Raw genomic sequence first — 26,003 nt, 5'->3', positions numbered from 1 at the left:
AGCTCCTCGGGTTCTCTGGGGCGGGGACGGCGGACGCGTCGCCGGCGTTCCCGGTCGGGTCAGGAGGGGTTCGGGGCGCCCGGTCGGGCGTAGTAGTGCCACGTGAGCCACGTGCACAGGGCGAAGAACACGGCGCACCCGACGAAGAACGACCGCGCGGGGACGAGCGACAGGCCGATGCCCACGAGGAACGGGCCGAACGCGGCGATCGAGGCGGTCCAGCCGATCACCCCGCCCGCCTGACGACGCGGGAAGATCATCGGCATCTGCTTGAACGTCCCCGCGTTGCCGATCCCGGCGAAGGTGAACACCGCGAGCATCCCCGCGAGGAACCAGCCGAACTGCCCGACGTCGTGCGGGTCGAGGAAGAACAGCGAGAACACCGTCGAGACCGTCATGCCGATCCCGGCGACGAGGGTCCAGACCGCGCCGCCGAACCGGTCGCACAGCGGCCCGAACCCGGCGCGCGCGGCCGAGCCGAGCAGCGGGCCGAGGAACGCGTAGCGCAGCGGGTCGGGCGCGTTCGCGAACCCGCCGTACTGCGCGACGATGAGCAGCCCGAGCTGCGCCGCGAACCCGCTGAACGCGCCGAAGGTCATGAGGTAGATCGCCGTCATGATCCACGTGTGCTTGTTGCCGAAGATGTCGAGCTGCTCGCGGAAGTTCGCGCTCACCGGGACCCGGCGCAGGTACAGGGCGGCGAGCACCGCGCCGAGCACGGTCCACGGCACGAGGACGAGGCCCGCGTTGTGCAGCCACAGGTGGCTGCCCGTCGCCGTCTGCTGCGGCGTGAGGACCGCCGTGCCGAGGAGGCCGAAGCCGACGACCCACGGCGTGAGGAACTGGATGAGGCTCACGCCGAAGTTGCCGATCCCGGCCTGCAGCCCCAGCGCCGTCCCCGCCATGCGCTTGGGGAAGAAGTAGCTCGTCGAGGGCATGAAGCCGGAGAACGCGCCGCCGCCGATCCCCGCCGCGACCGCGAGCAGCATGAGCACCGAGTACGGCGTGCTCGCGTCACGCACGGCGAACGCCCAGCCGAGCATCGGCAGGAGGACGAGCGTCGCCGTCCCGCCCACGAGCGTGCGCGTGCCGACGACGGGGGGCAGGAACATGTAGACCATGCGGAACAGCCCGCCGGCGAGGCCGGGGACGGCCGTGAGCCAGTAGAGCTGCGCCGTCGTGAGGTCGAAGCCGACGTCGTTGAGCCGGGGCGCGACCGCGCTCACGAGGTACCACGCGCAGAACGCGAGCGTGAGGTTGTACGTCGTGATCCACAGCGTGCGCCACGCGAACCGGCGGTCCCAGCGGGACTCGTCCTCGGGGTCCCACGTCGACAGGTCCACGCTCGACGGCGTGCGCACCGCCCGCAGCAGCGAGGGCGGCCTGGTGGTGGCAGGGGCGGTCATGTCGTCCTCCCGTCGTCGCAGGTCACGACCACACCGACGTCGTGACGCCGGGCCCGTACCCGGTGCGCCGTCAGCATGACCCGACGGGCGGGAGCCGCGGCGGGTCGCGGACCGTGAATAATCAGCCCGCGCGCGAGAGCTGCAGCACGCAGTGGTGCGGCTCGACGAAGGGCAGCAGCGCCTCCGCACGGACGGGCCCCCCGACGCCGGCGAGCACGCCCTGGACGAGGCCGAGGTGGACCGCGCAGACCACGTCCTCGCGGTCGGCCGCGAGCGCGAGGAACGGGCACCGGTAGAGGTGGAACCGCAGCCGTTCCTCCTCGAGCTCGGGGTCGAGCCCGAGCTGGTGCAGGTGGTCGTCGAGCGCGGCGAGCTGGTTCTCCGGCGTGGGCGCGGGCGCCTCCCGGCCCGAGGAACGGAGCACGTCGGCGAGCCGCCGCCCCGCGGCGCGAGCGGTCCCGGCGAGGTCGTCTCCGGAGCCGGGCGCGGGGGCGTGCGCGGGGTCCTGGGGGGCGTCGTCGTGACCGAGCACCGCGCGGGTCAGCGCGGCCCGGACGAGCGACTCGCCGAGGCGCCGCGCTGCGCCGTCGTCCCGGGGCGGGTCCTCGCCCGCGATGGCCTCGTAGAGGATGCGCGGGCGTCCGCGCGTCGTGCGCACCTCGGGGGCGCTGCGCACGAACCCCGCGTCCGCGAGCCGCTGGAGGTGCTCGCGCGTCGCGCTCGGGCAGAGCGCCGCCTCGCGCGACAGGTCCGCGACCGTCATCGGGCCGCGTTCCTGGAGGGCGTGCAGCAGCGTCAGCCGGCTCGACGACGCGAGCGCGCGGTACGTGGTCGACGTGTCCTCGGGCACGACGCCATCGTGCCCCGGCCCGACGCCGTCGGACCGGTCCCGGGGCGCGTCCGACGCGGATCGATGACGAAGGTCCTGCGGGCGCGGGCCGTCAGGCCCCGGGGCCGCCCTGGTCGAGCGCCGCGCGCAGGCTCGGCCAGGCGTCCGCGAACGCGGGCAGCAGGTCGAGGGTCGCGACGTCGTCGACCGGGACCCAGCGGACCTCGACGCTCTCCGCGTCCGTCGCGCGCGGCTCGACGACCGCGCCGTCCGCGACCTCGGCGAGGACCGTCGTGTAGCGCCACGGGCCGTGGTCGAGCACGCGCTCGCCCACGACGCGCACGTGCGCCGGCTCGAGCCCCGCCTCCTCCTGCGCCTCGCGCAGCGCGCCCTGCACAGGGGTCTCGTCCGGCCCGACGGCGCCGCCCGGCACTCCCCACGTCCCGCCCTGGTCGGACCACGGGGCGCGGTGCTGGAGCACGACGTCGGTCAGCCGGCCCGCTCCGTCGCGCCGTCCGAGCAGGAGCCCGGCGGCGCCGAACAGTCCCCAGTGCCGCCGGCCGCACGCGCACTCCACCCAGCCGTCGCCCGGCTGCAGGTGGCGGGGGAGCCGCGGGGGCGGCTCGCCGGGGTCGCGGGGCGCGGTCGGGATGGTCACGGGGCCATGCTGCCAGGCCGGCGTGCCGCTCGGCACCGCACCCCACGCCGGCGTCCGGAAAAGGTTGCCCGGGCAGACGGCGCGGCGGCGTACGCTTCTCCGCTTGTGAGCAGGATCGGGGAGGTCGTCGCACCGCGACGCATGGGCACCAGCTTCCGCTGGCTGCTGTCGTCGTCGTGGACGAGCAACGTCGGCGACGGCATCGCCCTGGCGGCGGGGCCCCTGCTCGTCGCGTCCCAGACGGACTCCGCGTTCCTCGTCGCGCTCGCCGCCCTGCTGCAGCGACTGCCCTGGCTCCTGTTCGGGCTGTGGGCCGGGGCGCTGGCCGACCGCCTCGACCGGCGCGTCGTCGTCATGGTGGCCAACGCGCTGCGGGCGGTCGTCGTCGTGGCGCTGTGCGTCCTCATCGTGACCGGGCACGTGAGCATCGGCGTCGTGCTCGCCGTGATGTTCCTCTACGGCGTCGCCGAGGTGTTCGCGGACTCCGCGTCCCAGACCCTGCTCCCGATGCTCGTCGAGCCGCGCGACCTCGGCACGGGCAACGCGCGGCTCCAGGCCGGGTTCCTCACCGCCAACCAGCTGCTCGGGCCGCCCGTGGGCGCGTTCCTCTTCGCGCTCGGGATGGTCTGGCCGTTCGTCGTCCAGGTCGTGTGCGTCGGGCTCGCCGTCGTGCTCGTGGGGCGGATCGCGACCACACCGGGCGGTGTGCGCGAGACGCAGACGCACGTGCGCCAGGACATCGCCGAGGGCGTGCGGTGGATCCTCGGGAACGCCCCGGTGCGGACGCTCGCGATCGTCATCCTCGCCTTCAACGTGACCTGGGCAGCGCCGTGGGGCGTCCTCGTCAAGTACGCGCTCGACCACCTCGACATGGGTGAGGTCGGGTTCGGGCTGCTCACGACGGCGTCGGCCGTCGGCGGCGTCGTGGGCATCGCGTCGTTCGGGTGGCTCGAGCGGCACGTGCGCCTGTCGACCCTCATGCGCGTGTGCCTCTCGCTCGAGGTCCTCATGCACCTCGCGCTCGCCCTCACCACGACCGGCTGGATCGCCCTCGCGATCATGGTCGTCTTCGGCGCGTACGCGTTCGTGTGGGGCACCGTGTCCAACACGATCCGGCAGCGTGCCGTCCCCACGGAGTTCCAGGGACGGGTCGGCTCGGTCTACATGGTCTGCGTGTTCGGCGGCAGCGTCGTCGGGCAGGCGCTCGGCGGCGTCCTCGCCCAGGCGTGGGGGATCACCGCACCGTTCTGGTTCGCGTTCGTCGGCGCGGGCATCACGCTCGCGCTCGTGTGGCGCCAGCTCGGGCACATCGCGCACGTGGGCGAGGTCCCCACCGCCGACTGACCGTCCGCCGACGGTGAATTCCGTGGACCCTGTGGGTGGCGGCCGTCAGGATGTGCGGGTGAGCCATACGCCGTACGAGAACACCGACGCCCCCACCGCCGACGTCTCCGACGGCGCGGAGACCGGCGCCCCGGTCGACGACACGCTCGCCAAGCCCCGGTGGCGGCGGGACACCGCGATCTTCCTCTCCGGCCAGACGGTCTCCCTGTTCGGCTCGATGCTCGTGCAGTACGCCGTGATGTGGCACCTGACGATCGAGACGAAGTCCGGCGCCGTGCTCGCGCTGAGCACGCTCTTCGGGTTCCTGCCGCAGGCCGTCGTCTCGATCTTCGGCGGCGTGTGGGCCGACCGCGTGAACCGCAAGGCGCTCGTCATCGCCGCGGACGGCACGATCGCCGTGACGACCCTCGCGCTCGCGCTGCTCATGCTCGGCGGTGCGGACGATCTCTGGCTCATCTACGCCGCGCTCGCGATCCGCTCCACGGGTGCCGGCATCCAGACCCCTGCCGTCGCGGCCCTGCTCCCGCAGATCGTCCCGACGAGCAAGCTGCTGCGCGTCAACGGGATCAACCAGTCGATCCAGTCCGCGATGATGCTGCTCGCCCCCGCCGTCGCCGCGGCGGTCTACGCGAGCACGTCCATCGTCTCCGTCTTCTTCGTCGACGTCGTCACCGCCGCGATCGGGATCGGGCTCCTCCTCCTCGTCCCCGTCCCGACGCTCGCGCACGCCGCCGCGGGGGAGCGGGCCGGGTACTTCGACGACCTCGTCGAGGGCTTCCGCTACCTCGGTTCCCACTCGTTCGTCCGGTGGGTCCTCGGCCTCTATGCCGTCGTGTTCCTGCTCATCGTCGCGCCGTCGTACCTCACGCCGCTCATGGTCGCGCGGACCTTCGGCGAGGAGGTCTGGAAGCTCACCGTCAACGAGGTCGCGTTCTCCGTCGGCATGCTGCTCGGTGGCGTGCTCCTCGCGACGTGGGGCGGGCTCAAGAACCGCATCGCCATGATCGTCGGCTCGACGTTCGTCTTCGGCGTGCTGTCCGTCGCGATGGGTCTCTCGACGAACATGTGGGTGTTCTTCGTCTTCATGTTCCTGCTCGGCCTCTCGGTGCCGCCGTTCTCGACGACGTCCATGACCGTCCTGCAGGAGACGGTCGAGCCCGAGCGCCAGGGCCGCGTCTTCGGGTTCGTCGGGATCGTCATGGCCGTCTCGATGCCGCTCGGCATGGTCGTGTTCGGCCCGCTCGCCGACCGTTTCACCGTGGAGTCGCTCCTCGTCGTCTCCGGGATCCTCATGTTCCTCGTCATCACCGTCGCCGTCGCCCTGCCGTCGGGCCGCCGCGCCATGCGCTCGGCCGCCCAGCCCGGCTAGCACCCGCGTCTCCGTGCCGGATCGGGCCGACTGCTCGCGAGGTCCGCTCGTGGATTACGGTCTCCTGCCCGCGGGGTCGGGTCCGCGGTGGGGTCGCACCGTGTGCTTGGACTGGCGCACCGTCACCCTGGTCTGTCGGGCGGGGGTTCTCGGAGTGCGCCTCTGACGTCCTGCGCACACGGTCCGACCCCACCGCTCGTCCTGTCCGTCGCCGCACGACCCGCGGCCCCGGTTCTGCGGACAGGCTCGGCCTGGGCGGGCGGTCGCGCCGCCCGGCGGAGGGAGGGTCTTGTCGAGATGCGAGAAGTGGCCCCTGCGGGCCTTGTCCCGTGGGCCATTTCTCCCTTCTCGTCACCACGCGCGGGACTCTTGGTGGTGGCGACGTCGGCCGAGGGGCCGAGGTGACGGCGCGGCGGGCCGGGCGCGCCCCCACCCCGACCACTCGAGCCGACCGCGGGTAGTTCGCCGGGCCGCTCCTCGGTCGCCCGAGCCGAACCTGCGGGCATGCGCGGGGCCGTACCTCGGTCACCCGAGCCGCCTGGCGGGCATGCGCTGGGCCGCGCCTCGGGCGCCCGAGACGACGCCGCCGGCATGTGCGGGGCCGTGCCTCGGTCACCCGATCCGGCTGGCGGGCATGCACCGGGCCGTACCTCGGTCGGCGCGGGCCGCGACGTGCTGGAGGTGGCGTTCACCCGAGCCGGCGTGTCGGGGCGGTTCTCCGGACCGCAGCATGGTCGGCCGTGCCGGCGGTCCCGCGGGCGTTCACCGAGCAGCGACCCGGTCGCCCGAGCCGAGTCTGCGGGTCGCGAGACGGACGACGGCGCGCGGGCCCGACGGCGGCGCCGAGGGTCAGTCGACGATCTCGCAGATGGCGGTGCCGGAGCTGACGCTCGCGCCGGCGGTGGCGGAGAGCGAGCGGACGGTGCCGGCGCGGTGGGCGAGGAGCGGCTGCTCCATCTTCATGGCCTCGAGCACGACGACGAGGTCGCCCTCGGCGACCTGGGTGCCGTCGGCGACGGCGACCTTGACGATCGTGCCCTGCATGGGGGAGGCGAGCGTCGTGCCGGAGGCGCCGCCGTTGGCCTTCCCGGTGCTGCGCCGTGCGGGCCGACGGGCGGCGTTCGCGGTGCGGGCGCGACCCGCGGCCATGCCGAGGCCCGCCGGGAGGACGACCTCCAGGCGCTTGCCGCCGACCTCGACGACGACGCGCTCGGTCGCCAGGGGCTCGTCGTCATCGTCGGCGGGGGCGGCCGGGGCGGGGGCGAGTGCGGCGAGCTGGTCCGCGAACTCGGTCTCGATCCAGCGGGTGTGCACGCGGAACGGCTCGTCGTCCGTGGGGACGAACGCCTCGGCGTCGAGCACGGCGCGGTGGAACGGCACGACCGTCGGGATGCCCTCGACCTCGAGCTCGCGCAGCGCGCGGCGGGCGCGCTGGACGGCCTGCTCGCGCGTGGCGCCGGTGACGATGACCTTGGCGATCATGGAGTCGAACGCGCCGGAGATCGTGTCGCCCTCGACGACGCCGGAGTCGACGCGCACGCCGGGCCCGGACGGGAAGCGCAGGCGCGAGATGCGGCCGGGTGCGGGGAGGAAGTTCGCGGCCGGGTCCTCGCCGTTGATGCGGAACTCGATCGAGTGGCCGCGCACCTGCGTCGACGTGTAGCCGAGCGGCTCGCCCGCGGCGATGCGGAGCTGCTCGCGGACGAGGTCGATGCCGGTGACCTCCTCGGACACCGGGTGCTCGACCTGGAGGCGCGTGTTGACCTCGAGGAAGGAGATGGTGCCGTCGGCGCCGACGAGGAACTCGCACGTGCCCGCGCCGACGTAGCCGGCCTCGCGCAGGATCGCCTCGGACGCCTTGTACAGCTCGGCCTCCTGGGCGGCGCTGAGGTAGGGCGCAGGGGCCTCCTCGACGAGCTTCTGGTGGCGGCGCTGGAGGGAGCAGTCGCGCGTGGACACGACGACGACGGTGCCGTGCTCGTCCGCGAGGCACTGGGTCTCGACGTGACGGGGGGTGTCGAGGTAGCGCTCGACGAAGCACTCGCCGCGCCCGAACGCGGCCGTGGCCTCGCGCACCGCGGACTCGTAGAGCTCGTCGATCTCGTCGGCGGTGCGGGCGACCTTGAGGCCGCGGCCGCCGCCGCCGAACGCCGCCTTGATCGCGATGGGCAGGCCGTGCTCGGCGGCGAAGGCGTGCACCTCGCTCGCGTCGGCGACGGGGTCGGGGGTGCCGGGCACGAGCGGGGCGCCCGCGCGCTGCGCGATGTGGCGCGCGCTCACCTTGTCGCCCAGCGCGTCGATCGCGGCCGGCGGGGGCCCGATCCAGACGAGGCCGGCGTCGAGGACGGCCTGGGCGAACTCCGCGTTCTCGGCGAGGAAGCCGTACCCGGGGTGCACCGCGTCCGCGCCGGAGCGGCGCGCGACGTCGAGCAGCTTCGCGATGTCGAGGTACGTCTCGGCCGCCCGGGAGCCGCCGAGCGCGAACGCCTCGTCGGCGAGGTGCACGTGCGGCGCCTGCCGGTCGGGGTCCGCGTAGACCGCGACGGACGCGATGCCGGCGTCGGCGCAGGCGCGGACGATCCGGACGGCGATCTCGCCACGGTTGGCGACGAGGACCTTGCTCAGGGGGCGGGTGGGGTTCGCGGGCACGGCTCACGGTAACGCGTGCGCGCCGCGCCGTTCACGCTCCCGGGCCGGGTACCGGACAAGATTGGAGAACATGCCAAGGCGCATGCGGGGCGGTTGGAGGAAACCTCCATAGCGGCGCGCTCCTGGGCCTCGCTCGTCCCGTGGGGTTGTCCGGCACCCACAACGAGCATCGACGACCGACGTCGGCCGCCCGGTCTCAGGCGCGCAGCTCGTGCCACGCGACGCCGGCCTCCCGGAGCAGCGACCGCAGCAGCGGGAGGCTGATGCCGACGACGCCGTGGTGGTCGCCCTCGATGCGCTCGACGTAGGGCCCGCCGAGGCCGTCGACCGTGAACGCGCCCGCGACGTGCAGCGGCTCGCCCGTGGCGACGTACGCGTCGATCTCGTCGTCGGTGAGGTCCGCGAAGTGCACGGTCGTCGAGCTCGTGGCTCCTGCCGCGGTGCCCGTCCCGCCGTCGGGCAGCGGGCGAAGGTCGACGAGCCAGTGGCCGGTGTGCAGGACGCCGGCCCGCCCGCGCATCGAGCGCCAGCGGGCGCGGGCGTCCTCGGCGTCGGCGGGCTTGCCGAGCACCTCACCGTCGAGCTCGAGCATCGAGTCGCAGCCGACGAGCAGCGCGGGGTCGTCGATCGGCGTGCCGGACCCGTCGTCGGCGAGCGTGCGCACGATCTCCTCCGCCTTCGCCCGGGCCAGGACGAGCACCGCGTCCACGGGGTCGAGCCCGCCGCGCTCCGCGGCGGCCGCGCGCAGGACCGCGTCCTCGTCGACGCCCGACACGCGCACGAGGGGTTCGACGCCGGCCGCGCGCAGCGTCGCGAGGCGGGCGGGGGAGCGGGAGGCGAGCACGAGTCGGAGCACCCGCGCAGACTACCCGTCGGGCACCGGCGCGACGGGGCGTGCCGCCCGCCGACGAACCCGCTACGCGACCAGCAGCGCGGCGACGAGCAGCACGACGGGCGAGCCGAGGGTCGTGACGAGGATCGTGTCGCGCGCGAGGATCTCACCCCGCCCGAACCGCGCCGCGTAGTTGTAGACGTTCTGGGCGGTCGGCAGCGCGGCGAGCGTGACGGCCGACGCGACCGCGGCGTCGTCGAGACCGAGCACGAGCCGGGAGACGGCGAACGCGACGACGGGCATGACGAGCAGCTTCGCGACGCTCGCCACCCCGACGGCCGCGCGGGGCTCGCCGCGGCGCAGCGGCCTGGTGCCGTGCAACGACATGCCGAACGCGAGCAGGATCATGGGGATGGCGGCGCCGCCGAGGATCTCGAGCGGGGCCGTGACCGCGACGGGCGGGGTCCAGCCGGTCAACGAGACGACGGCGCCCGCGAAGGACCCGAGGATGATCGGGTTGCGCACGGGCTGCGCGAGGACGAATCGCCAGGACAGGCGCCCGCTCGTCGTCGCGTCGAGGACGAGCAGCGCGACGGGGGCGAGCACGAGGAGCTGGAGCAGGATCACCGGCACGACGGCGGTCGCGTCGCCCAGCACGTACACCGCGACGGGCAGGCCGATGTTGTTCGCGTTCACGTAGCCGGAGCCGACCGCCCCGATGGTCGCCTCGGGGGCGGGGAGCCGCAGCCACAGCCGGTCGACGAGCACGAACACGCCCGCGGTCACGACGGCCGACGCCGCCGCGACTGCGAGCGGTGCCTGGAAGAGCGCTCCGACGTCGGCCTGCGCGAGCACGGTGAACAGCAGGGCGGGGCTCGCGACGAAGAACCCGACGCGGTTGAGCGCCGTCCGCGCGTCGGGTCCGCCGATCCCGAGGCGCGCGGTGACGTACCCGGCCGCGACGACCACGGCGATGATGGCGAAACCGGTGAGGACGGCGCCCACGCGTCAGGCCCTCAGGGCGGGACCGCCCCGCCCGGGCCGGCGCGAGGCCGACCCGGGCGGGGTGGACGACCGGGTCACGAGGAGAGCGCGTCGCGCAGCACGTCCAGGCCGACCGAGCCGAGGTTCAGCGCGCGCGCGTGGAACGCCTTCGCGTCGAACGACTCGCCGCGCGCGGTGGCAGCGGCGCGCGCATCGTCGCGCGTGGCCTCCCACAGGCGCTGCCCGACCTTGTACGACGGCGCCTGGCCCGGCCACCCGAGGTAGCGGTCGAGCTCGAAGCGCACGAACGAGTCCGGCATGTTGACGTTGGCGCGCAGGAACGTGAGCGCCTTGTCGGCGTCCCAGGTCCCGCCGCCCCACCGCTCGGGCGCGGGCAGGCCGAGGTGCACGCCGATGTCGAGCACGACGCGCGCCGCGCGCATGCGCTGCGCGTCGAGCATGCCCAGACGGTCGCCGTCGTCGTCGAGGAACCCGAGGTCCGCCATGAGGCGCTCCGCGTACAGGGCCCAGCCCTCGCCGTGGCCCGAGACCCAGCACGCGAGCCGGCGCCACGTGTTGAGCGTCGCGCGCGCGTACACGGCCTGGCCGCACTGCAGGTGGTGGCCGGGGACGCCCTCGTGGTAAACGGTCGTCTTCTCGCGCCACGTGTTGAACTCCGTGACGTCCGACGGCACCGACCACCACATGCGGCCGGGCCGGGAGAAGTCGTCGCTCGGCGGCGTGTAGTAGATCCCGCCCGTCTGGGTCGGCGCGATCATGCACTCGAGGTCCAGCACCGGGGTCGGGACGTCGAAGTGGACGCCGTTCAGCGCGGTGATCGCGGCGTCCGACGTCTCCTGCATCCAGGACCTCAGGGCGTCGGTGCCGTGCAGCGTGCGCGCCGGGTCGGCGTCGAGCGCGGCGACGGCGTCCTCGACGCTCGCGCCCGGTCCGGCGATGCGGCCCGCGATCTCCTCCTGCTCGGCGACGACGCGCGCGAGCTCCTCGAGCCCCCACGCGTACGTCTCGTCGAGGTCGACCTGCGCGCCGAGGAACGTGCGCGAGAAGAGCCCGTAGCGCTCGCGGCCGACGGCGTCCTGCTCGCGGGCCTGTGGCGCCAGCGTCGTCTCGAGGAAGTCCGCGAGGCGGCCGTAGGCCTCGCGCGCCGCGGCGGCGCCGAGCTCGAGCTCCTTGCGCACGAGCGAGCACGCCGAGGAGTCGTCGAGGACGGCGCTGGCCTCGGGGCCGGCGACGAACGTCGTGAAGAACGAGCCCTTCGCGTCGGCGAGCTCGCGCGACTGCTGCACGCCGATCCGCACCTGACGGATCGCGGCGACGTTGCCGCGCGCTGCCGCCTCGGTGAGGGAGGCCATGTACCCGTCGACCGCGCCGGGGAGGGAGTTGAGGCGGGACGCGATGTTCTCCCACGCCTCGACGGTCCCGGTCGGCATGATGTCGAAGACGTCGCGCAGCTCCTGCACCGGCGACGCGATGTTGTTGAGGGTCGCCAGCGGCTCGCCCGCCTCGTGCAGCTCGAGCTGGAGACCGACGCGCTCGCGCATCGCGGCCAGGGTGACCCGGTCGACGTCGTCGACCGGCTCCAGGCCCTCGAGCTCGCGCAGCACCGCGCGGTCGGCGTCGGCCCGCGCGTCGTGCCCGGCGGGCGAGAGGTCGGAGACGAGGTGGTCGTAGCCGGACAGGCCCATCGCGGTCGCGGCGATCGGGTCGAGCTCGGCGATCCGCGTGACGTAGGCCTCGGCGACGGCGTCGATCGGCGTGGGTGTGCGGTCGGGGGTCCCGGCGGATGCGCCGGCGGGTGTGGTGGTGGTGTCGCTCACCCGGTCGAGACTACTCGGCACCCGGTCGCGGGTCTGCCGGATTCTCCGGGCTCTCCCCGCGGTCGTCCTCGGTCGGCTCGCCGGACGGGTCCGGGGGTGGCGCCGCGTCGGGAGCGGTGTCGGTGCGGCCGCGCAGTGCCGCCACGAGGTCGTCCGCCCAGGCACGGTGGTAGCGCACCAGGAGCACCCCCGTGGCGTCCGTGTCGTCCGCGGCGTGCCAGACGGCGACCGGGTCGCCCGCGCGCGGGCCCACCACGCCGTCGGGCACGACGACGCGCGCCGGTCGTGCGGTCCTCGCGCCGGACGCGGTGGTCACGACCAGGGTCGTCCGGACGACCGTCGGCCCGGCCGTCCGGGCGCCCGTGGCGGCGCCCTCCATCGAGCCCTCTGCCGTGCCCTCCGCAGTGCCTGCCGCCGTGCCCGCCGCCAGGTCCGCGGCACCCGCGTCGGGGAGCACGAGCGTCCCGGTCGCCCGGACCGGCGCGGCGAGCAGCGCGTCACGGCCACGGGTGAGCCCCGCGATCACACGGTCGTCCCGGTAGCGCACGAGCGCGAGCAGGGCCGTGACGAGGAGCCCCAGCGTCGCGACCACCACGACGGCGTCCGGCACGGGCCAGCCACGGCCCGACGCGAGGCGCTGGTAGACGAGCAGCGCGACGGTCGGCACGAACGCCACGGCCCAGGCCCACCGGCGCCAGCCCGGCACGGGCTCCACGGCCGGCAGGCTCGTCGGGTCCGCCTCGACCTCGTCGGCGGACGCGGGGAGCTCGACGAGCACGCCCCGCTCGGGCAGGCGGCGCGTGCGCGGCGACGTGCTCGGCGTCGTCACGACCGCAGGCTCCAGCGCCACGAGTCGGCGTTGTGCCGGCCGGAGCGCCCGCCGAAGCTCTTCGCGGTCGCGCCGTCCCCGGTCCCGCGCAGCCCGCGCGCCCGGTTGGTCCACTCGTCGACGGGCGCGACGTCGTCCGGAAGGCCGCTCGCGGCGGCCGCCGCGGCGAGGCCGGCGACGAGCGCCGCGACCTCGAGCTCGTCCGGCACGCCGCGCACGACGCGGACGCTCGGGGAACCGGGCCGTGGCGTGCTCACTCGTCGTCCTCGTCGTGGTCGTGGTCGTCGTCCGCCCCGCGCCCCACGCCCCACTCGGGGACGGCGTACCCGGCCTCGACGAGCCGCTCGCGCGCCTCGTGGCCCCACCGGTCCAGCAGCCCGACGACGTCGTCGAGGTCCGGCCCGCCGGGGTGCGTCATGACGACGTAGTCGAGCGTGAAGGTGTCGTCCTGCACGTCCGCCGGGGAGGCGTCCTCGTCGACCTCCTCGTCGGCGCCCGGATCCCACACCGACGTCGTGAGGTCGGCGTGGATGCCGAGCGTGCCGTGCAGCTCGTCGAACAGCCGCGCGTTGAGCGCGCCGATGCGGCCCTCGAGCGCGAGCACGCGCGGGTCCTCGTCCGCCTCGGACGCCCCGAACTCGGCCCGCACCCCGACCGCGGTCTCGACGTACTCGTGCAGCGCCGCCGTGAGCGCGTCGACCGCGGCGTGCAGCGGCGCCGGGTCCACCGACCCGAGCGGGACGGGTCCGTGCGTGGCGTCGTCGTGGCTCATTCCTGGTTCTCCCTCGCGAGGTTCGTCGGGTGCTCGTGCTCGCTCGTGGTCACAGCGGGATGTTGCCGTGCTTCTTGGGCGGCAGGGTCGCGCGCTTGGTGCGCAGCGCGCGCAGCGCCCGCACGACCTGCACGCGTGTCTCGGACGGACGGATGACCGCGTCCACGTACCCGCGCTCGGCGGCGTCCCACGGGTTGACGATCGCGTCCTCGTACTCGGCGACGAGCCGGGCGCGCTCCGCCTCGACGTCGTCGCCCGCGTCGGCCGCGCGCTTGAGTGCCGCCCGCTGGAGGATGCTCACCGCGCCGCCCGCGCCCATGACGGCGACCTGCGCCGTCGGCCACGCGAGGTTGACGTCGGCGCCGAGCTGCTTGGAGCCCATGACGATGTACGCCCCGCCGTACGCCTTGCGCGTGATGACCGTGACGAGCGGGACCGTGGCCTCGGCGTAGGCGTAGATGAGCTTGGCGCCGCGCCGGATGATGCCCTGGTGCTCCTGGTCGACGCCCGGCAGGAAGCCGGGGACGTCCACGAGAGTGAGCACCGGGATGTTGAACGCGTCGCACGTGCGCACGAACCGCGCCGCCTTCTCCGCGGCGTCGATGTCGAGCGTGCCCGCCATCGCGAGGGGCTGGTTCGCGACGACGCCGACGGACTGGCCCTCGACGTGCCCGAACCCGACGAGCACGTTCTTCGCGAACAGCGGCTGCACCTCGAGGAACGCGCCCTCGTCGAGCACGTGCTCGATCACGGTGCGCATGTCGTACGGCTGCGAGTCCGAGTCGGGCACGAGCGCGTCCAGCTCGAGGTCCTCCTCCGTGACGTCGAGCTCGACGTCGTCGGGCGGGAACGACGGCGCGTCCGAGAGGTTGTTCTGCGGCAGGTAGGACACGAGGTGGCGCACGTAGTCGATCGCGTCGTCCTCGTCCGCGCCGAGGTAGTGCGCGACGCCGGACTTCTCGTTGTGCGTCAGACCACCGCCGAGCTCCTCGAAGCCCACGTCCTCGCCCGTCACCGCGCGGATCACGTCCGGTCCGGTGATGAACATGTTCGACGTCTTGTCGGCCATGACGATGAAGTCGGTCAGCGCGGGGGAGTACACCGCGCCGCCCGCGCTGGGACCGAGGATGAGCGAGATCTGCGGGATCACGCCCGACGACGCGACGTTGCGGCGGAAGATCTCCGCGAACTGCGTGAGCGCCGCGACGCCCTCCTGGATGCGGGCGCCGCCGCCGTCGGAGATGCCGATCAGCGGCACGCCGGTGCGCAGCGCGAGGTCCTGCACCTTGGTGATCTTCTGGCCGTGGACCTCGCCGAGGCTCCCGCCGAACACCGTGAAGTCCTGGGAGTACACGCACACCTGGCGGCCGTCGATCGTGCCGTGCCCGACGACGACGCCGTCGCCCGCCAGGCGCTTCTTCTCGAGCCCGAAGTTGTGCGAGCGGTGCTTCGCGAACGCGTCGAGCTCGACGAAGCTGCCCTCGTCGAGCAGCGCCTCGATGCGCTCGCGCGCCGTCTTCTTGCCGCGCGCGTGCTGCTTGGTCCGCGCCGCCTCCTCGGGCAGCTCCGTCGCCTCGGCGCGACGACGGTCGAGGTCGGCGAGCTTGGCCGCGGTGCCCACGAGGTGGGGCGCGTCGGGCGATGTCGGGGGTGCCTCGGGCGTCGCGGGCGAGGTGGTCGCAGAGTCCGTCACGGACCCGAGCCTAGTTGGCGGGTGGCGCCAACTCGATGCGGGCGACGCCAGCACGTCCGGGGCGGGTCTTGGTGGGTGTCGACAAACCCGACGTCGACGCCCACGGACGCGGCCGTGGTCCCCGCCCACCCTCGTGCCGGGCCGTCCGCGTGCGGGAGGATGGCGGGCATGGCGAGCGCGCGCGACGACGAGACCAGGCCCGACGGCGACGGGCGGCCCCCGCTGCGGGCGGAGTTCCTACGAGAGCTGCTCGTGGCGCCCGCGGGGCCCCTCGCCCGGCTCGAGGTCGTCCCCGAGTCGGCGTCGACGAACGCCGAGCTCGCGCGCGCGGTCGCCGACGACCCGGACGCCTGGCCCGCGCCGGCGCTCCTCGTCGCCGAGCACCAGCCCGGCGGCCGCGGCCGGCTCGGGCGCTCGTGGACGACGCCGCCGCGCGCCGCGCTCCTCGGCTCGCTCCTGCTGCGCCCCGAGGTGCCCCGCGAGGCGCTGAGCTGGCTCCCGCTCCTCGCCGGGCTCGCGACCGCCCGCGCGCTGCGCGCGACCGCCGGGGTCGACGCGGTCGTCAAGTGGCCGAACGACGTCCTCGTGCCGGACCCGGGCGCCGCGCCGGGGTCGCTGGACGTCGCGTCACCGGGAGCCGGCGACCAGGCGCCGCTGCGCAAGGTCGCCGGCATCCTCGCCGAGGTGCTGCCCGACGGCGGTGTCGTCGTCGGCGTCGGGCTCAACGTCTCCCAGGCACGCGACGAGCTCCCCGTCCCCACGGCCACCTCGCTCGCCCTCGTGGGGGCCGCGACGACCGACCGCGAGGTCCTGCTCGTCGCGCTCCACGAGGCGTTCGGCGAGGTCCTCGCCCGCTGGCAGGACGCCGGGGGAGACGCGCACGCCGCCGGGCTCGACGCCGACTGCGCGCAGGTCAGCGCCACGCTCGGCACGCGCGTGCGGGTCGAGCGCGTCGCGGGCGGCGACGTCGTCGGGCTCGCCACGGCGCTCGCGCCCGACGGCGGACTGGTGGTGCGCGACGACGACGGCACGACGAGCGTCCACCACAGCGGCGACGTCCACCACCTGCGCCCGCACGGGTGACGGTCTGCGGCCGAGATCGGCAGTCCGGGACGACGTCGGCGGTCACGACCGCCGATCTCGCGCGTCCCTGCCGATCTCGGTCACGACCGCCGATCTCACCGACCCTGGCCGAGGAATAGGATCGCCGGGTGCCCGTGGACCCTGAGCAGAACGAGCCCGTCCCCACCACCACGTCTCCGAACGGCGGGGACGGCGGCGAGGCGGCCCCGGACACCGAGGCGACCGAGGCCGTGCTCGACGAGGCGCTCCTCGGGGGACCTCGCACCCTGACCGTCGAGCGGCTCGCCGAGCGCGCGGGCGTCGGGACGGACCGGGTGCGCGCCTACTGGCAGGCGCTCGGCCTCCCCCTCACCGAAGGGGAGGAGCACGCGTTCACCGAGAGGGACGCGCAGGCGCTCGCGGACGTGTTCGACTTCGCCGCGACGGAACGGCTCGACGAGCGTGCCCTGACGACCCTCATCCGGTCCACCGGGCACACCACCGAGCGGCTCGTGCTGTGGCAGGTCGAGGCGCTCGTCGAGCACATGACGCGCCGGTTCGACCTCGACGACACGAGCGCGCGCCTCCTCGTCCTCGACCGGCTGCCCGAGCTCGCGCCGGTCCTCGAGGAGCAGCTCCTGCACGCGTGGCGCCGCCAACTCGCCGCGGTCGCGGGTCGGTTCGCGGTCGAGTTCTCCGACGCGCGGGCCACCGCGGTCGACGAGCACGAGCTCCCGCTGCCGCGGGCCGTCGGGTTCGCGGACATCGTCTCGTTCACGCAGCGCACGCGCGGGCTCGGGTCGAGCGAGCTCGCCGAGTTCGTCCAGCTCTTCGAGACCAGCGCGCGCGACGTCATCACCGCCGCGGGCGGGCGCGTCGTCAAGACGATCGGCGACGCCGTGCTCTACGTCGCCGACGACGTCGCGACCGGGGCGCGCGTCGCGCTCGGCCTGGCCGAGGCCGGCGGGCGCGAGGAGGACGTCGACGTCCCGCCCGTCCGCGTGAGCCTCGTGTGGGGCCGGGTGCTCTCGCGGTTCGGCGACGTGTTCGGGCCGAGCGTCAACCTCGCCGCCCGCCTCGTGGACATCGCCGAGCCGACGACGGTCCTCGTCGACCGCGAGACCGCGGGCCTGCTCGCAGGCGACCAGCGCTTCGCGCTCACGGCGCAGCCCGAGACCGAGGTGCAGGGGCTCGGCACGATCGAGCCCGTGCGCCTCCAGTGGGCCTACCGCGGCTGACTGCCGCCGCCCTCTCGCGCCGAGGCGCGGCCGTCAGACGGCCTCGAGCAGGCCGGGCCCGTCGTTCGTCACCGAGTTGACCAGCGTCGAGATCTCGCGCGCGACCATGGGGACGTCGTCGTGCGGGCCGCCGAGCCCGAGCAGGTCGGCCGCCCCACGGGCGTCGACGGCCGGGTCGAGCCACGCGTCCCACGCGTCGGAGGGCAGGGCCAGCGGCATGCGGTCGTGGATCTCGGCGAGGTACGGCGCCGCGTCCGTCGTGATGATCGTGGTCGAGACGAGCCAGCGGTCGGGGTCGTCGTCGGCCTTGGACCGGTCGCGCCAGAACTCGTAGAGCCCGGCGAACGCGGCGCTCTCGCCGTCGCCCGGGGCGATCCAGTACGGCTGCTTGGGGACCTTGCCCCGGCGCGGCGGCGCGCTCGCGGACCCTGCCGGCGCCGCGCCGTCGGGCAGGACGCGCCACTCGTAGTAGCCGTCCGCCGGGACCAGGCAGCGCCGCACGCCGAACGGCTTGGCGAACGCCGGCTTGTCGAGGATCGACTCCGCGCGCGCGTTGATCATGCGCGCGCCGCCCCTCGCGTCCTTGGACCATGAGGGCACGAGGCCCCAGCGCGCCACCCGCAGCGAGCGCCGGACCTCGCCCGTGTCCTTCGCGGCGCGCTCGACGACGATCCGCACCGGGTCCGTGGGCGCGAGGTTCCACGACGGCGGCAGGAGCCGCGCGTCGTCGGCGACGTCCGCGATCGCGAACTCGTCCGCGAGGTCCTGCGCGTCCCGGAAGGAGGCATAGCGTCCGCACATGCCTCCCAGCCTGCCGCACGCCACCCACGCGCGGGCGGCGAGGGAGAGCAGGCTCACGCCCCGAACGCCTCGTCCGGCGCGATCGAATCGATACGATGGGCGTCATGCCCTCGTCCTCGGTCGACCCCGCCGTGCCCCGACCGAGATCGTCCGCCCGCTGGGTGCTGCTCCTCGGCGCGCTCGCCACGCTCCCCGCGCTCACGGTCGACATGTACCTCCCGCTCCTGCCGGAGGTGGGCGCCGAGCTCGGCGCGCCCGACTCGCTCGCGCAGCTCACCCTGTCCGGGATGCTCCTCGGCGGCGCGGTCGGCCAGCTCGTCATCGGGCCGCTCTCCGACCGCTACGGCCGGCGCCTGCCCGTCCTCGTCGGGCTCTCGCTGCACGTCGTGACCTCGCTCCTGTGCGCGCTCGCGCCCAACATCGGCATCCTCGTCGGGCTCCGCGTGCTGCAGGGGTTCTTCAACGCGTCCGCCTCCGTCGTCGCGATCGCCGCGATCCGCGACCGCTTCACCGGGTCGGACGCCGCGCGCATCCTGTCGCGCCTCATGCTCGTCATCGGGCTCGCCCCGCTCCTGGCCCCGTCGATCGGGTCGTTCATCGGGGCCCACGCCACGTGGCGCGCGGTGTTCTGGGTCCTCGCGCTCGGCGGCATCGCGCTCGGCGCGATCGTGCTGCTCTGGATGCCCGAGTCCCTGCCGCTCGAGCGACGGCGACCCGCCGGGGCGCGGACCGTCCTGCGCGGCTACGCGAGCCTCCTGCGCGACCGCCACTTCGTCGCGCTCGCCGTCCTCCCCGGACTCGGCCAGGCCGTGCTCATGAGCTACGTCGTCGGGTCGCCGTTCGTCCTCCAGGAGGGGTACGGGCTCAGCCACGGTCAGTTCGCGCTCCTCTTCGCCGTCAACGGCATCGGTCTCGTTCTGTCCGCGCAGGCCAACGCCGCTCTCGTCCGCCGTGTCGCCCCCGTGCGCCTGCTCCGGACCGCGCTCGTCGTGCAGGGCGTGTTCGCCGTCGGGCTGCTGGTCGTCGCGCTCACCGGCGCGGGCGGGATCGTCGGGATCGTCGCCGCCCTCTTCCTCGTCCTGTCGATGCAGGGCATGATCCCCGCGAACGCCTCCGCGCTCGCGCTCACCCGGCACGGCGAGATCGCCGGGACCGCGGCCGCCGTCATCGGGGCGTTCCAGTCCGGCGTCGCCGGGCTCGTGAGCCCGCTCGTCGGCGTCCTCGGGGGCGACGCCGTCGCGATGGCGACCGTCATGCTCGGCGCGGTCGTCGCGTCGCTGCTCGTGCTCGCCCTCGCCACGCCCGCGTTCCGCCGCGGCGGCTGGCACACGCCCGTCTGACGCCACGGCCGGTCTTCGCCGCCCTTTCACACGTCCTCCTGCTGGTTCGGCGCACGCATCCACGCCGCACCCCTTACCCTCGGACCGTGCCAACGACCGCCCACGCCTCGTCGACCCCGCGCTCGCGGCCTCGCGCGACACCGACGACGGCCTCCCGGAAGGGCGGCGAGGACAAGCCCTCCGGCGGCCCCCACCACGCGCGCGCGCTGCGCTCGCACCGCGTCGCGCGGGCCGTCGGGCTCGTCCTCACCGGGGCCCTCGTGTTCGTCGCCGTCGGTGCGGGAGCCGTCTACCTCGACCTCAAGTCGAAGATCACCGTGAGCGACGTGTCGGGACTCGTCGTCGGTGGCCCGACGGCCGAGCCGCCGAAGGACCCGTCCGACCCGTTCGCCGGCAAGTCGCTCAACATCCTCGTCATGGGCACGGACTACCGCGACGCCGAGAACGCCGCGATCGCCGGCGAGGAGGAGGGCATGCGGTCGGACACGACGTTCATCGTGCACGTGTCCGGCGACCGCACGCGCATGGAGGTCGTGTCCATCCCCCGCGACTCGCTCGTCGACCTGCCGGCGTGCAACCTGCCCGACGGGTCGATGTCGGGCCCGCGGCGCAACACGATGTTCAACGAGGCGTTCCAGATCGGGTCGGGCGGTGTCGACGACATGACGTACGCCGCCGCGTGCACGATCACCGCGGTGCAGGACCTCACGGGCGTCCCGATCACCAACCACGTCGTCGTCAAGATGACCGGGGTCATCGGTGTCGTCGACGCCATCGACGGCGTCACCATGTGCTTCCCGGAGCCCGTCAAGGAGAGCCCCCGGTACGGCACCCTCGACCTGCCGGCCGGGGAGTACACGCTCAACGGCCACGAGGCGATCAGCTTCCTCCGGGCGCGCCACGGGACGGGCATGGGGCTCGAGATGGGGTCCGACCTCACGCGCATCGCGCGCCAGCAGGCGTTCATCGACTCGGCCGTGCGCGAGCTGCTCTCCCAGAACATCATCACCAACTCGCCCCAGCTCTACGGCGTCATCGAGGCGGTGCTCAGCTCGATCAGCGCCGACCCCACGATCGCGGACCCGACGGCGCTCGCGGGCCTCGCGTTCAGCCTTCGCGCGATCAAGCCCTCCGAGGTCGTCTTCACGCAGGTACCCGTCGTGGAGGCGGCGAGCGACCGCAACCGGGTCGAGTGGACGTCGGAGGCGGACGCCATCTGGCAGCGGCTCATCGACGACGCGCCCCCGCCCGGCCACGAGCCCGTCACCGACCCCCGCGACGACGCGACTGCCCCTGCGGACGGCACGACCGACCCGGCGACCGGGACCGACACCGGCGCCACCGACCCGGGGGCCGGCACGACCGATCCTGGGACGACCGATCCCGGGACGACTGACCCGGGCACGACGCCCGAGACCCCGGTCGAGGAGCTGCAACCCGGCGTCTGCGGCTGAACCGGCTCCGCGCTGTTCGGGTCGATCCAGATCAGGCGACCGGGTCGAGGCCCGCTCAGGAGCGAGGCGTCGTGCCAAGGCGGGCGAGCCGCCCCACCGCCTCGCGCAGCACGTCCTCGCGCTTGACGAACGTGAACCGCACCCGTGAGGCCAGCGCGCGGGCCGTCGTCGACCCCGGCGTGCAGAACGCGCTCACGGGGACGGCGACGACGCCCGCGAGGGCGGGCAGCTCGCGGCACAGGGCGGTGCCGTCCTCGAAACCGAGCGGAGCGCCGTCGGCGATGACGAAGTACGTGCCCTGCGGCACGACGACGTCGAACCCGGCCCGGACGAGGCCCTCGCACAGCAGGTCCCGACGCGCGGCGAGCGAGTCGGCGAGCGCGCGCGGGGTCTCGTCGTCGGACAGGGCGTCGGCGATCGCGGGCTGGAACGGCGCGCCCGACGTGTAGGTGAGGAACTGCTTGACCGTGCGGACCGCGGTGACGAGCGGCTCCGGCCCGTGCAGCCAGCCGATCTTCCAGCCGGTGAACGAGAACGTCTTGCCGGCCGAGGAGATCGTGATCGTGCGCTGGCGCATCCCGGGGAGGGTGCCGATCGGCACGTGCCGGGCGTCGTCGAACGTCAGGTGCTCGTAGACCTCGTCCGTGACGACGACCGCGTCGTGACGGCGCGCGAAGGCGGCGATCGCGTCGAGCTCGTCGAGGTCGAGGACGGTGCCCGTGGGGTTGTGGGGCGAGTTCACGAGGATCAGCCGCGTGCGGTCGGTGACCGCGGCGCGCAGGGCGTCGAGGTCGAGCCGGAAGCGGTCCGGGCCCGCCACGAGCGGGACCGTCACGTGGTTCGCCCCCGCGAGCGCGATGCACGCGGCGTGCGAGTCGTAGAACGGCTCGAGCGTGACGACGTCGTCGCCCGGGCCGGCGAGCGCGAGGATCGTCGCGGCGAGGGCCTCCGTCGCACCCGTCGTCACGAGGACCTCGGTCTCCGGGTCGGGGTCCAGCCCGTAGTGGCGGTACTGGTGGCTCGCGACGGCGTTGCGCAGCTCGAGGATGCCCGGACCCGGCGCGTACTGGTTCTGGCCCTCCTCGATCGCGCGGACCGCCGCGTGCTTGACCGTCGCCGGGCCGTCGACGTCCGGGAACCCCTGCCCCAGGTTGATCGCGCCCGTGCGGTGCGCGAGGGCCGTCATCTCGGCGAAGACCGTCGCCGCGACCGTGCCGTCCGCGCCGAGGAGGCCGGTGGCGCGGGCGGCCGCCTGCCAGCGGCCGGGCGGGAGGTCGGTCATGACCCGACCCTAGCGCCGCCCGTGCCCACGATGTGGGACGGCGCGGGCGGGTTCCCCGGCGGGCGCGGCCGTGATCGCGAGCCTCCCGGCGCGGGTATCCACAGGGCTCTCCCGCGAGTCGCGCGGATGCCCTACTCTCTCGGTCAGGTCTTTCGGTCCGGCGGGGCAGCCGGCCAGCAGAGCAGGGGGAATGCTCGAGATGTCTACGGACACGCACGCCGTCGGCGTGCTCGAGGGCGAGGTGCGCGAGCTCGTCCGACGCCGCGGGGTGGACCCCGCGCGCGATCGGGCTGCGGTCGACGAGCTCGTCCGCGAGGTGGTCGCCGACTACGAGACGCGCAGCGCGCTCGGAGCCGTCGCGCCGCTCGCCGACCCGACGGCCGCCGGTCGCGCGGTGGTCGACTCCGTGGCCGGCCTCGGACCGCTCCAGCCCTACCTCGACGACCCGGAGATCGAGGAGATCTGGATCAACGCGCCGTCGCAGGTCTTCGTCGCGCGGGGCGGCAGGTCCGAGCTCACGACGACGATCCTCACCGCGGAGCAGGTGCGCGACCTCGTCGAGCAGATGCTGCGCTCGTCCGGACGCCGGCTGGACCTGTCCAGCCCGTTCGTCGACGCCTCGCTTCCCGGGGGCGAGCGGCTCCACGTGGTCATCCCTGACGTCACGCGCAGCGCATGGGCGGTCAACATCCGCAAGCACGTCGTCCGTGCGTCGCACCTCGACGACCTCGTCCGGCTCGGGTCGCTCACCCCGCAGGCGGCGACGTTCCTCGACGCCTCGGTCTGCGCCGGGCTGAACATCCTCGTCGCGGGCGCTACGCAGGCGGGCAAGACGACGATGCTCAACGCTCTCGCGGGCTCGGTCCCGCCCACGCAGCGCGTCGTCACGTGCGAGGAGGTGTTCGAGCTCCGGTTCGCCGTGCGGGACGTCGTCTCCATGCAGTGCCGGCAGCCGAGCCTCGAGGGGACCGGCGAGATCCCGCTGCGCCGCCTGGTCAAGGAGGCGCTGCGCATGCGCCCGGACCGGATCGTCATCGGGGAGGTCCGCGAGGCGGAGAGCTTCGACCTGCTCGTGGCCCTCAACGCGGGCGTCCCCGGGATGTGCACCCTGCACGCCAACTCGGCCCGCGAGGCGATCACCAAGATGTGCACGCTGCCGCTGCTCGCCGGCGAGAACGTCTCCGACCGCTTCGTGGTGCCCACCGTCGCGTCCTCGATCGACCTGGTCGTCCACCTCGGCGTGGACGCCGACGGGCGGCGCGTCGTGCGCGAGGTACTGGGAGTCACGGGCCGGGTCGAGCAGGGCGTGGTGGAGGCCGCGGAGATCTTCGTCCGGACGGGGGACCGGCTGGTGCGGGCGGACGGGTTCCCGCCCGGCGCGGACCGGTTCGCCCGCGCGGGGATCGACCTGTCCGCCGTGCTGCACCCGGAGCGCTCGCGCGTGCCCGCCGCCGCGGCGGCGGGCACCTCGGCGAGCACGGCCTGGTCGGGAGCGAGCTGACGTGGGCGTCGTCGTGGGGTTCCTGCTCGGCGCGGGCTTGTTCTGCGTGTGGTGGTCGTTCTGGACGCCGGGCCCGCGCCGGGAGCGCCGGTCGGACGGCTGGACGGCGCGCACCCAGGATCTCCTCGTGCAGGCGGGTGCGCCGTCCGTGACGCCGGGCGCGCTCGTCGCGACGAGCGTGGGCGTGGGGCTCGTGGTCCTCCTCGTCGCGACGGTCCTCGCCGGGTCGGTCACGATCGCCGCGTGCTTCGGTGCGATCGCCGCGTCGGTGCCGGTGCTCGTCGTGCGCTCCCGTGCCCGGCGCCGGAGGGCGCGGCTGCGCGACGTCTGGCCCGAGGTGCTGGACCACCTCGCCTCCGGCGTCCGTGCGGGCCTGTCGCTCCCTGAGGCCGTGGGCCAGCTGGGCGAGCGCGGTCCGGCGGACCTGCGGGAGCCGTTCGTCCGGTTCGCGGTCGACTACCGGGCGTCGGGGCGCTTCGGGGAGTGCCTGGACCGGCTCAAGGAGCGGCTCGCGGACCCGGTGGCGGACCGCATCGTGGAGGCGCTCCGGCTGACGCGCGACGTCGGCGGGACGGACCTCGGACGGCTCCTGCGCACCCTCTCGACGTTCCTGCGCGAGGACGCGCGGACCCGCGGCGAGCTCGAGGCCCGCCAGTCCTGGACGGTCAACGGTGCGCGGCTCGCCGTCGCGGGCCCCTGGGTGGTGCTCGGCTTCCTCGCGACCCGGCCCGAGACGGCGGCGGCGTACAACTCGCTGTCGGGCGCTCTCGTCCTCGGCGTCGGCGCAGCCTGCTCGGCCGCGGCGTACCAGCTCATGCTGCGGATCGGGCGGCTGCCCGAGGAGGAGAGGGTGCTCCGATGAACGCGCTCGACGTGTCGCTGACGGGAGCCGCGATCGGCGCGCTCGGCGCAGTGGGGCTGCTGCTCGTCGTCGCGGGCGTCCGCGGCCGCGCGATCCGGCTCGACGAGCGCCTCGCGCCCTACCTGCGGACGCACGACCGGACGTCGGTGCTGCTCCGCGACCAGCCGACCCGGACGCCGTTCCCGACGGTCGAACGCCTGGTCGCCCCGGTGCTCGCCGACGCCGGCCGGGCGCTCGAGCGGCTCGGCTCGACGTCCTCCGACGTCCGCCGTCGGCTCGAGCGTGCCGGACGGCGCCAGAGCGTCGAGCAGTTCCGTGCCCGCCAGCTCGTGTGGGGCGTCGTCGGGCTCGCGCTGGGCACGTTCGTCGCGGTGGTCCTCGCCGCGACGCGGGGCTCGTCCGTCGTGCTGCTCGTGCTCCTCGCGCTCCTGTGCGGGGTGGGCGGCATCCTCGCCTGCGACCACGCCCTGACGCGGGCCGTGCGACGTCGCGAGGAACGCATGCTCGCGGAGTTCCCGACCGTCGCGGAGCTGCTCGCCCTCGCGGTGAACGCCGGCGAGGGCCCCGTCGCGGCGCTCGAACGGGTCGCCACGACGGCCCGCGGAGAGCTCTCCGGAGAGCTGCGCGCGACGCTCGCGTCCGTGCGCGCCGGCACGCCGCTCGCGCGGGCGCTCGAGCAGCTCGCCGACCGGACGGGTCTGCCGAGCCTGACCCGCTTCGCGGAGGGCGTCGCCGTCGCGGTGGAGCGCGGGACTCCGCTCGCCGACGTCCTGCGCGCCCAGGCGCAGGACGTGCGCGAGTCCGGGCGTCGCGCACTCATGGAGGCGGGCGGCAAGAAGGAGGTGGCGATGATGATCCCGGTCGTCTTCCTCATCCTCCCGGTGACGGTGGTCTTTGCCGTCTATCCGTCGCTCGCCACGTTGCGGCTCGGGTTCTGAGCGGCAGCGCCCGGGGCGCCCGGCGCGCACATCTCACGCACGACACGACTCACGACGGACGAACGAGGGGGAACCATGCAGGGGTCGGGACGCAGGACGAAGGATGCACGGCGAGCAGGACGCGAGGCGTTCGGACGCCTGGTGGGAGGAGACGCGGAACGGGGCGACGTCCCGGGGTGGGTGCTCATCACCCTGATGACGGCGGGTCTCGTCATCGCGCTGTGGGCGGTCGCGGGCCCGGCGCTGACGCAGGCCTTCAGCAACGCGATCTCGAGCGTGGGCGCGCCCTGAGGTGGCGCACGGAGGCGATCGCGTCCCGGCG

23 protein-coding genes are annotated in these 26,003 nt (G+C 74.4%); 10 read left to right on the top strand and 13 right to left on the bottom strand.

Annotated features, from left to right (window positions below; genetic code table 11):
- Positions 1-59: 59 nt before the first annotated feature.
- The 3 genes from ACFC2L_RS03525 to ACFC2L_RS03515 all read right to left on the bottom strand — a co-directional run bounded on the left by ACFC2L_RS03525 (position 60) and on the right by ACFC2L_RS03515 (position 2,893).
- Complete coding sequence (locus ACFC2L_RS03525; protein WP_255180872.1) at positions 60-1,406, bottom strand: MFS transporter; 1,347 nt, start codon at positions 1,404-1,406, stop codon at positions 60-62.
- Between the two features lie 121 nt (positions 1,407-1,527).
- Positions 1,528-2,256 carry a helix-turn-helix transcriptional regulator gene (locus tag ACFC2L_RS03520; RefSeq protein ID WP_375822926.1) on the bottom strand — a complete coding sequence of 243 codons (729 nt, stop codon included), beginning with the start codon at positions 2,254-2,256 and terminating at the stop codon, positions 1,528-1,530.
- Positions 2,257-2,347: 91 nt separating this feature from the next.
- Positions 2,348-2,893 carry an NUDIX domain-containing protein gene (locus tag ACFC2L_RS03515; RefSeq protein ID WP_375822925.1) on the bottom strand — a complete coding sequence of 182 codons (546 nt, stop codon included), beginning with the start codon at positions 2,891-2,893 and terminating at the stop codon, positions 2,348-2,350.
- Between the two features lie 141 nt (positions 2,894-3,034).
- Here ACFC2L_RS03515 and ACFC2L_RS03510 point away from each other — a divergent pair, with 141 nt between their 5' ends.
- Complete coding sequence (locus tag ACFC2L_RS03510; protein WP_375823166.1) at positions 3,035-4,237, top strand: MFS transporter; 1,203 nt, start codon at positions 3,035-3,037, stop codon at positions 4,235-4,237.
- A 58-nt stretch (positions 4,238-4,295) separates the two neighbouring features.
- Positions 4,296-5,606, top strand: a complete 1,311-nt coding sequence (locus ACFC2L_RS03505; protein ID WP_375822924.1) for an MFS transporter — start codon at positions 4,296-4,298, stop codon at positions 5,604-5,606.
- A gap of 849 nt (positions 5,607-6,455) precedes the next feature.
- On the opposite strand, the gene ACFC2L_RS03500 is transcribed toward ACFC2L_RS03505, so the two are convergent.
- The 8 genes from ACFC2L_RS03500 to ACFC2L_RS03465 form a co-directional block, all read right to left on the bottom strand.
- A complete protein-coding gene (locus ACFC2L_RS03500; protein WP_375822923.1) occupies positions 6,456-8,255 on the bottom strand; it encodes an acetyl/propionyl/methylcrotonyl-CoA carboxylase subunit alpha in 1,800 nt (599 codons plus the stop codon).
- A gap of 196 nt (positions 8,256-8,451) precedes the next feature.
- On the bottom strand, positions 8,452-9,111 hold the full coding sequence (locus ACFC2L_RS03495) for a Maf family protein (protein ID WP_375822922.1): 660 nt from the start codon (positions 9,109-9,111) through the stop codon (positions 8,452-8,454).
- Positions 9,112-9,171: 60 nt separating this feature from the next.
- Complete coding sequence (locus ACFC2L_RS03490; RefSeq protein ID WP_375822921.1) at positions 9,172-10,092, bottom strand: AEC family transporter; 921 nt, start codon at positions 10,090-10,092, stop codon at positions 9,172-9,174.
- A 74-nt stretch (positions 10,093-10,166) separates the two neighbouring features.
- Entirely contained in the window at positions 10,167-11,909 is a 1,743-nt protein-coding gene (locus tag ACFC2L_RS03485; RefSeq protein ID WP_375822920.1) for a DUF885 domain-containing protein, read from the bottom strand.
- 10 nt (positions 11,910-11,919) lie between these two features.
- A complete protein-coding gene (locus ACFC2L_RS03480; RefSeq protein ID WP_375822919.1) occupies positions 11,920-12,738 on the bottom strand; it encodes a hypothetical protein in 819 nt (272 codons plus the stop codon).
- Complete coding sequence (locus tag ACFC2L_RS03475) at positions 12,735-12,995, bottom strand: acyl-CoA carboxylase epsilon subunit (protein ID WP_375822918.1); 261 nt, start codon at positions 12,993-12,995, stop codon at positions 12,735-12,737. The genes ACFC2L_RS03480 and ACFC2L_RS03475 overlap by 4 nt, the downstream gene beginning before the upstream one ends.
- A complete protein-coding gene (locus tag ACFC2L_RS03470) occupies positions 12,992-13,510 on the bottom strand; it encodes a hypothetical protein (protein ID WP_087471592.1) in 519 nt (172 codons plus the stop codon). The genes ACFC2L_RS03475 and ACFC2L_RS03470 overlap by 4 nt, the downstream gene beginning before the upstream one ends.
- A 49-nt stretch (positions 13,511-13,559) precedes the next feature.
- The gene (locus ACFC2L_RS03465) at positions 13,560-15,203 is read right to left on the bottom strand and encodes an acyl-CoA carboxylase subunit beta (RefSeq protein WP_375822917.1); all 1,644 of its coding nucleotides are present in this window, start codon (positions 15,201-15,203) and stop codon (positions 13,560-13,562) included.
- Between the two features lie 168 nt (positions 15,204-15,371).
- On the opposite strand from ACFC2L_RS03465, the gene ACFC2L_RS03460 reads away from it, so the two are divergent.
- The gene (locus ACFC2L_RS03460; protein ID WP_375822916.1) at positions 15,372-16,286 is read left to right on the top strand and encodes a biotin--[acetyl-CoA-carboxylase] ligase; all 915 of its coding nucleotides are present in this window, start codon (positions 15,372-15,374) and stop codon (positions 16,284-16,286) included.
- Positions 16,287-16,414: 128 nt separating this feature from the next.
- Entirely contained in the window at positions 16,415-17,503 is a 1,089-nt protein-coding gene (locus ACFC2L_RS03455) for an adenylate/guanylate cyclase domain-containing protein (RefSeq protein WP_375822915.1), read from the top strand.
- A gap of 33 nt (positions 17,504-17,536) precedes the next feature.
- Here the strand turns inward: ACFC2L_RS03455 and ACFC2L_RS03450 are convergent, their stop codons facing one another.
- Complete coding sequence (locus tag ACFC2L_RS03450) at positions 17,537-18,304, bottom strand: SOS response-associated peptidase (RefSeq protein ID WP_375823165.1); 768 nt, start codon at positions 18,302-18,304, stop codon at positions 17,537-17,539.
- Positions 18,305-18,408: 104 nt separating this feature from the next.
- On the opposite strand from ACFC2L_RS03450, the gene ACFC2L_RS03445 reads away from it, so the two are divergent.
- Together ACFC2L_RS03445 and ACFC2L_RS03440 are read left to right on the top strand one after the other, a co-directional pair.
- Positions 18,409-19,644: a multidrug effflux MFS transporter gene (locus tag ACFC2L_RS03445; protein ID WP_375822914.1), complete on the top strand. Its 1,236-nt coding sequence runs from the start codon at positions 18,409-18,411 to the stop codon at positions 19,642-19,644.
- An 86-nt stretch (positions 19,645-19,730) separates the two neighbouring features.
- Positions 19,731-21,098, top strand: a complete 1,368-nt coding sequence (locus tag ACFC2L_RS03440; RefSeq protein ID WP_375822913.1) for an LCP family protein — start codon at positions 19,731-19,733, stop codon at positions 21,096-21,098.
- Between the two features lie 55 nt (positions 21,099-21,153).
- On the opposite strand, the gene ACFC2L_RS03435 is transcribed toward ACFC2L_RS03440, so the two are convergent.
- Positions 21,154-22,380, bottom strand: a complete 1,227-nt coding sequence (locus ACFC2L_RS03435; RefSeq protein WP_375822912.1) for a pyridoxal phosphate-dependent aminotransferase — start codon at positions 22,378-22,380, stop codon at positions 21,154-21,156.
- Between the two features lie 199 nt (positions 22,381-22,579).
- Here ACFC2L_RS03435 and ACFC2L_RS03430 point away from each other — a divergent pair, with 199 nt between their 5' ends.
- The 4 genes from ACFC2L_RS03430 (at position 22,580) to ACFC2L_RS03415 (ending at position 25,972) form a co-directional block, all read left to right on the top strand.
- A complete protein-coding gene (locus ACFC2L_RS03430; RefSeq protein ID WP_375823164.1) occupies positions 22,580-23,881 on the top strand; it encodes a CpaF family protein in 1,302 nt (433 codons plus the stop codon).
- Between the two features lies 1 nt (position 23,882).
- A complete protein-coding gene (locus ACFC2L_RS03425) occupies positions 23,883-24,743 on the top strand; it encodes a type II secretion system F family protein (RefSeq protein ID WP_375822911.1) in 861 nt (286 codons plus the stop codon).
- A complete protein-coding gene (locus ACFC2L_RS03420) occupies positions 24,740-25,681 on the top strand; it encodes a type II secretion system F family protein (RefSeq protein WP_375822910.1) in 942 nt (313 codons plus the stop codon). Before ACFC2L_RS03425 ends, ACFC2L_RS03420 begins: the two co-directional genes overlap by 4 nt.
- A gap of 75 nt (positions 25,682-25,756) precedes the next feature.
- On the top strand, positions 25,757-25,972 hold the full coding sequence (locus ACFC2L_RS03415; protein WP_375822909.1) for a hypothetical protein: 216 nt from the start codon (positions 25,757-25,759) through the stop codon (positions 25,970-25,972).
- Positions 25,973-26,003 lie beyond the last annotated feature (31 nt).

It is taken from the genome of Cellulosimicrobium sp. NPDC055967 (assembly GCF_042269845.1).
In the GTDB taxonomy this organism is placed as follows: Bacteria; Actinomycetota; Actinomycetes; order Actinomycetales; family Cellulomonadaceae; genus Cellulosimicrobium.
The sequence above is the reverse complement of the archived record's forward strand: the minus strand, read 5'-3'. Positions and strand labels throughout refer to the sequence as shown.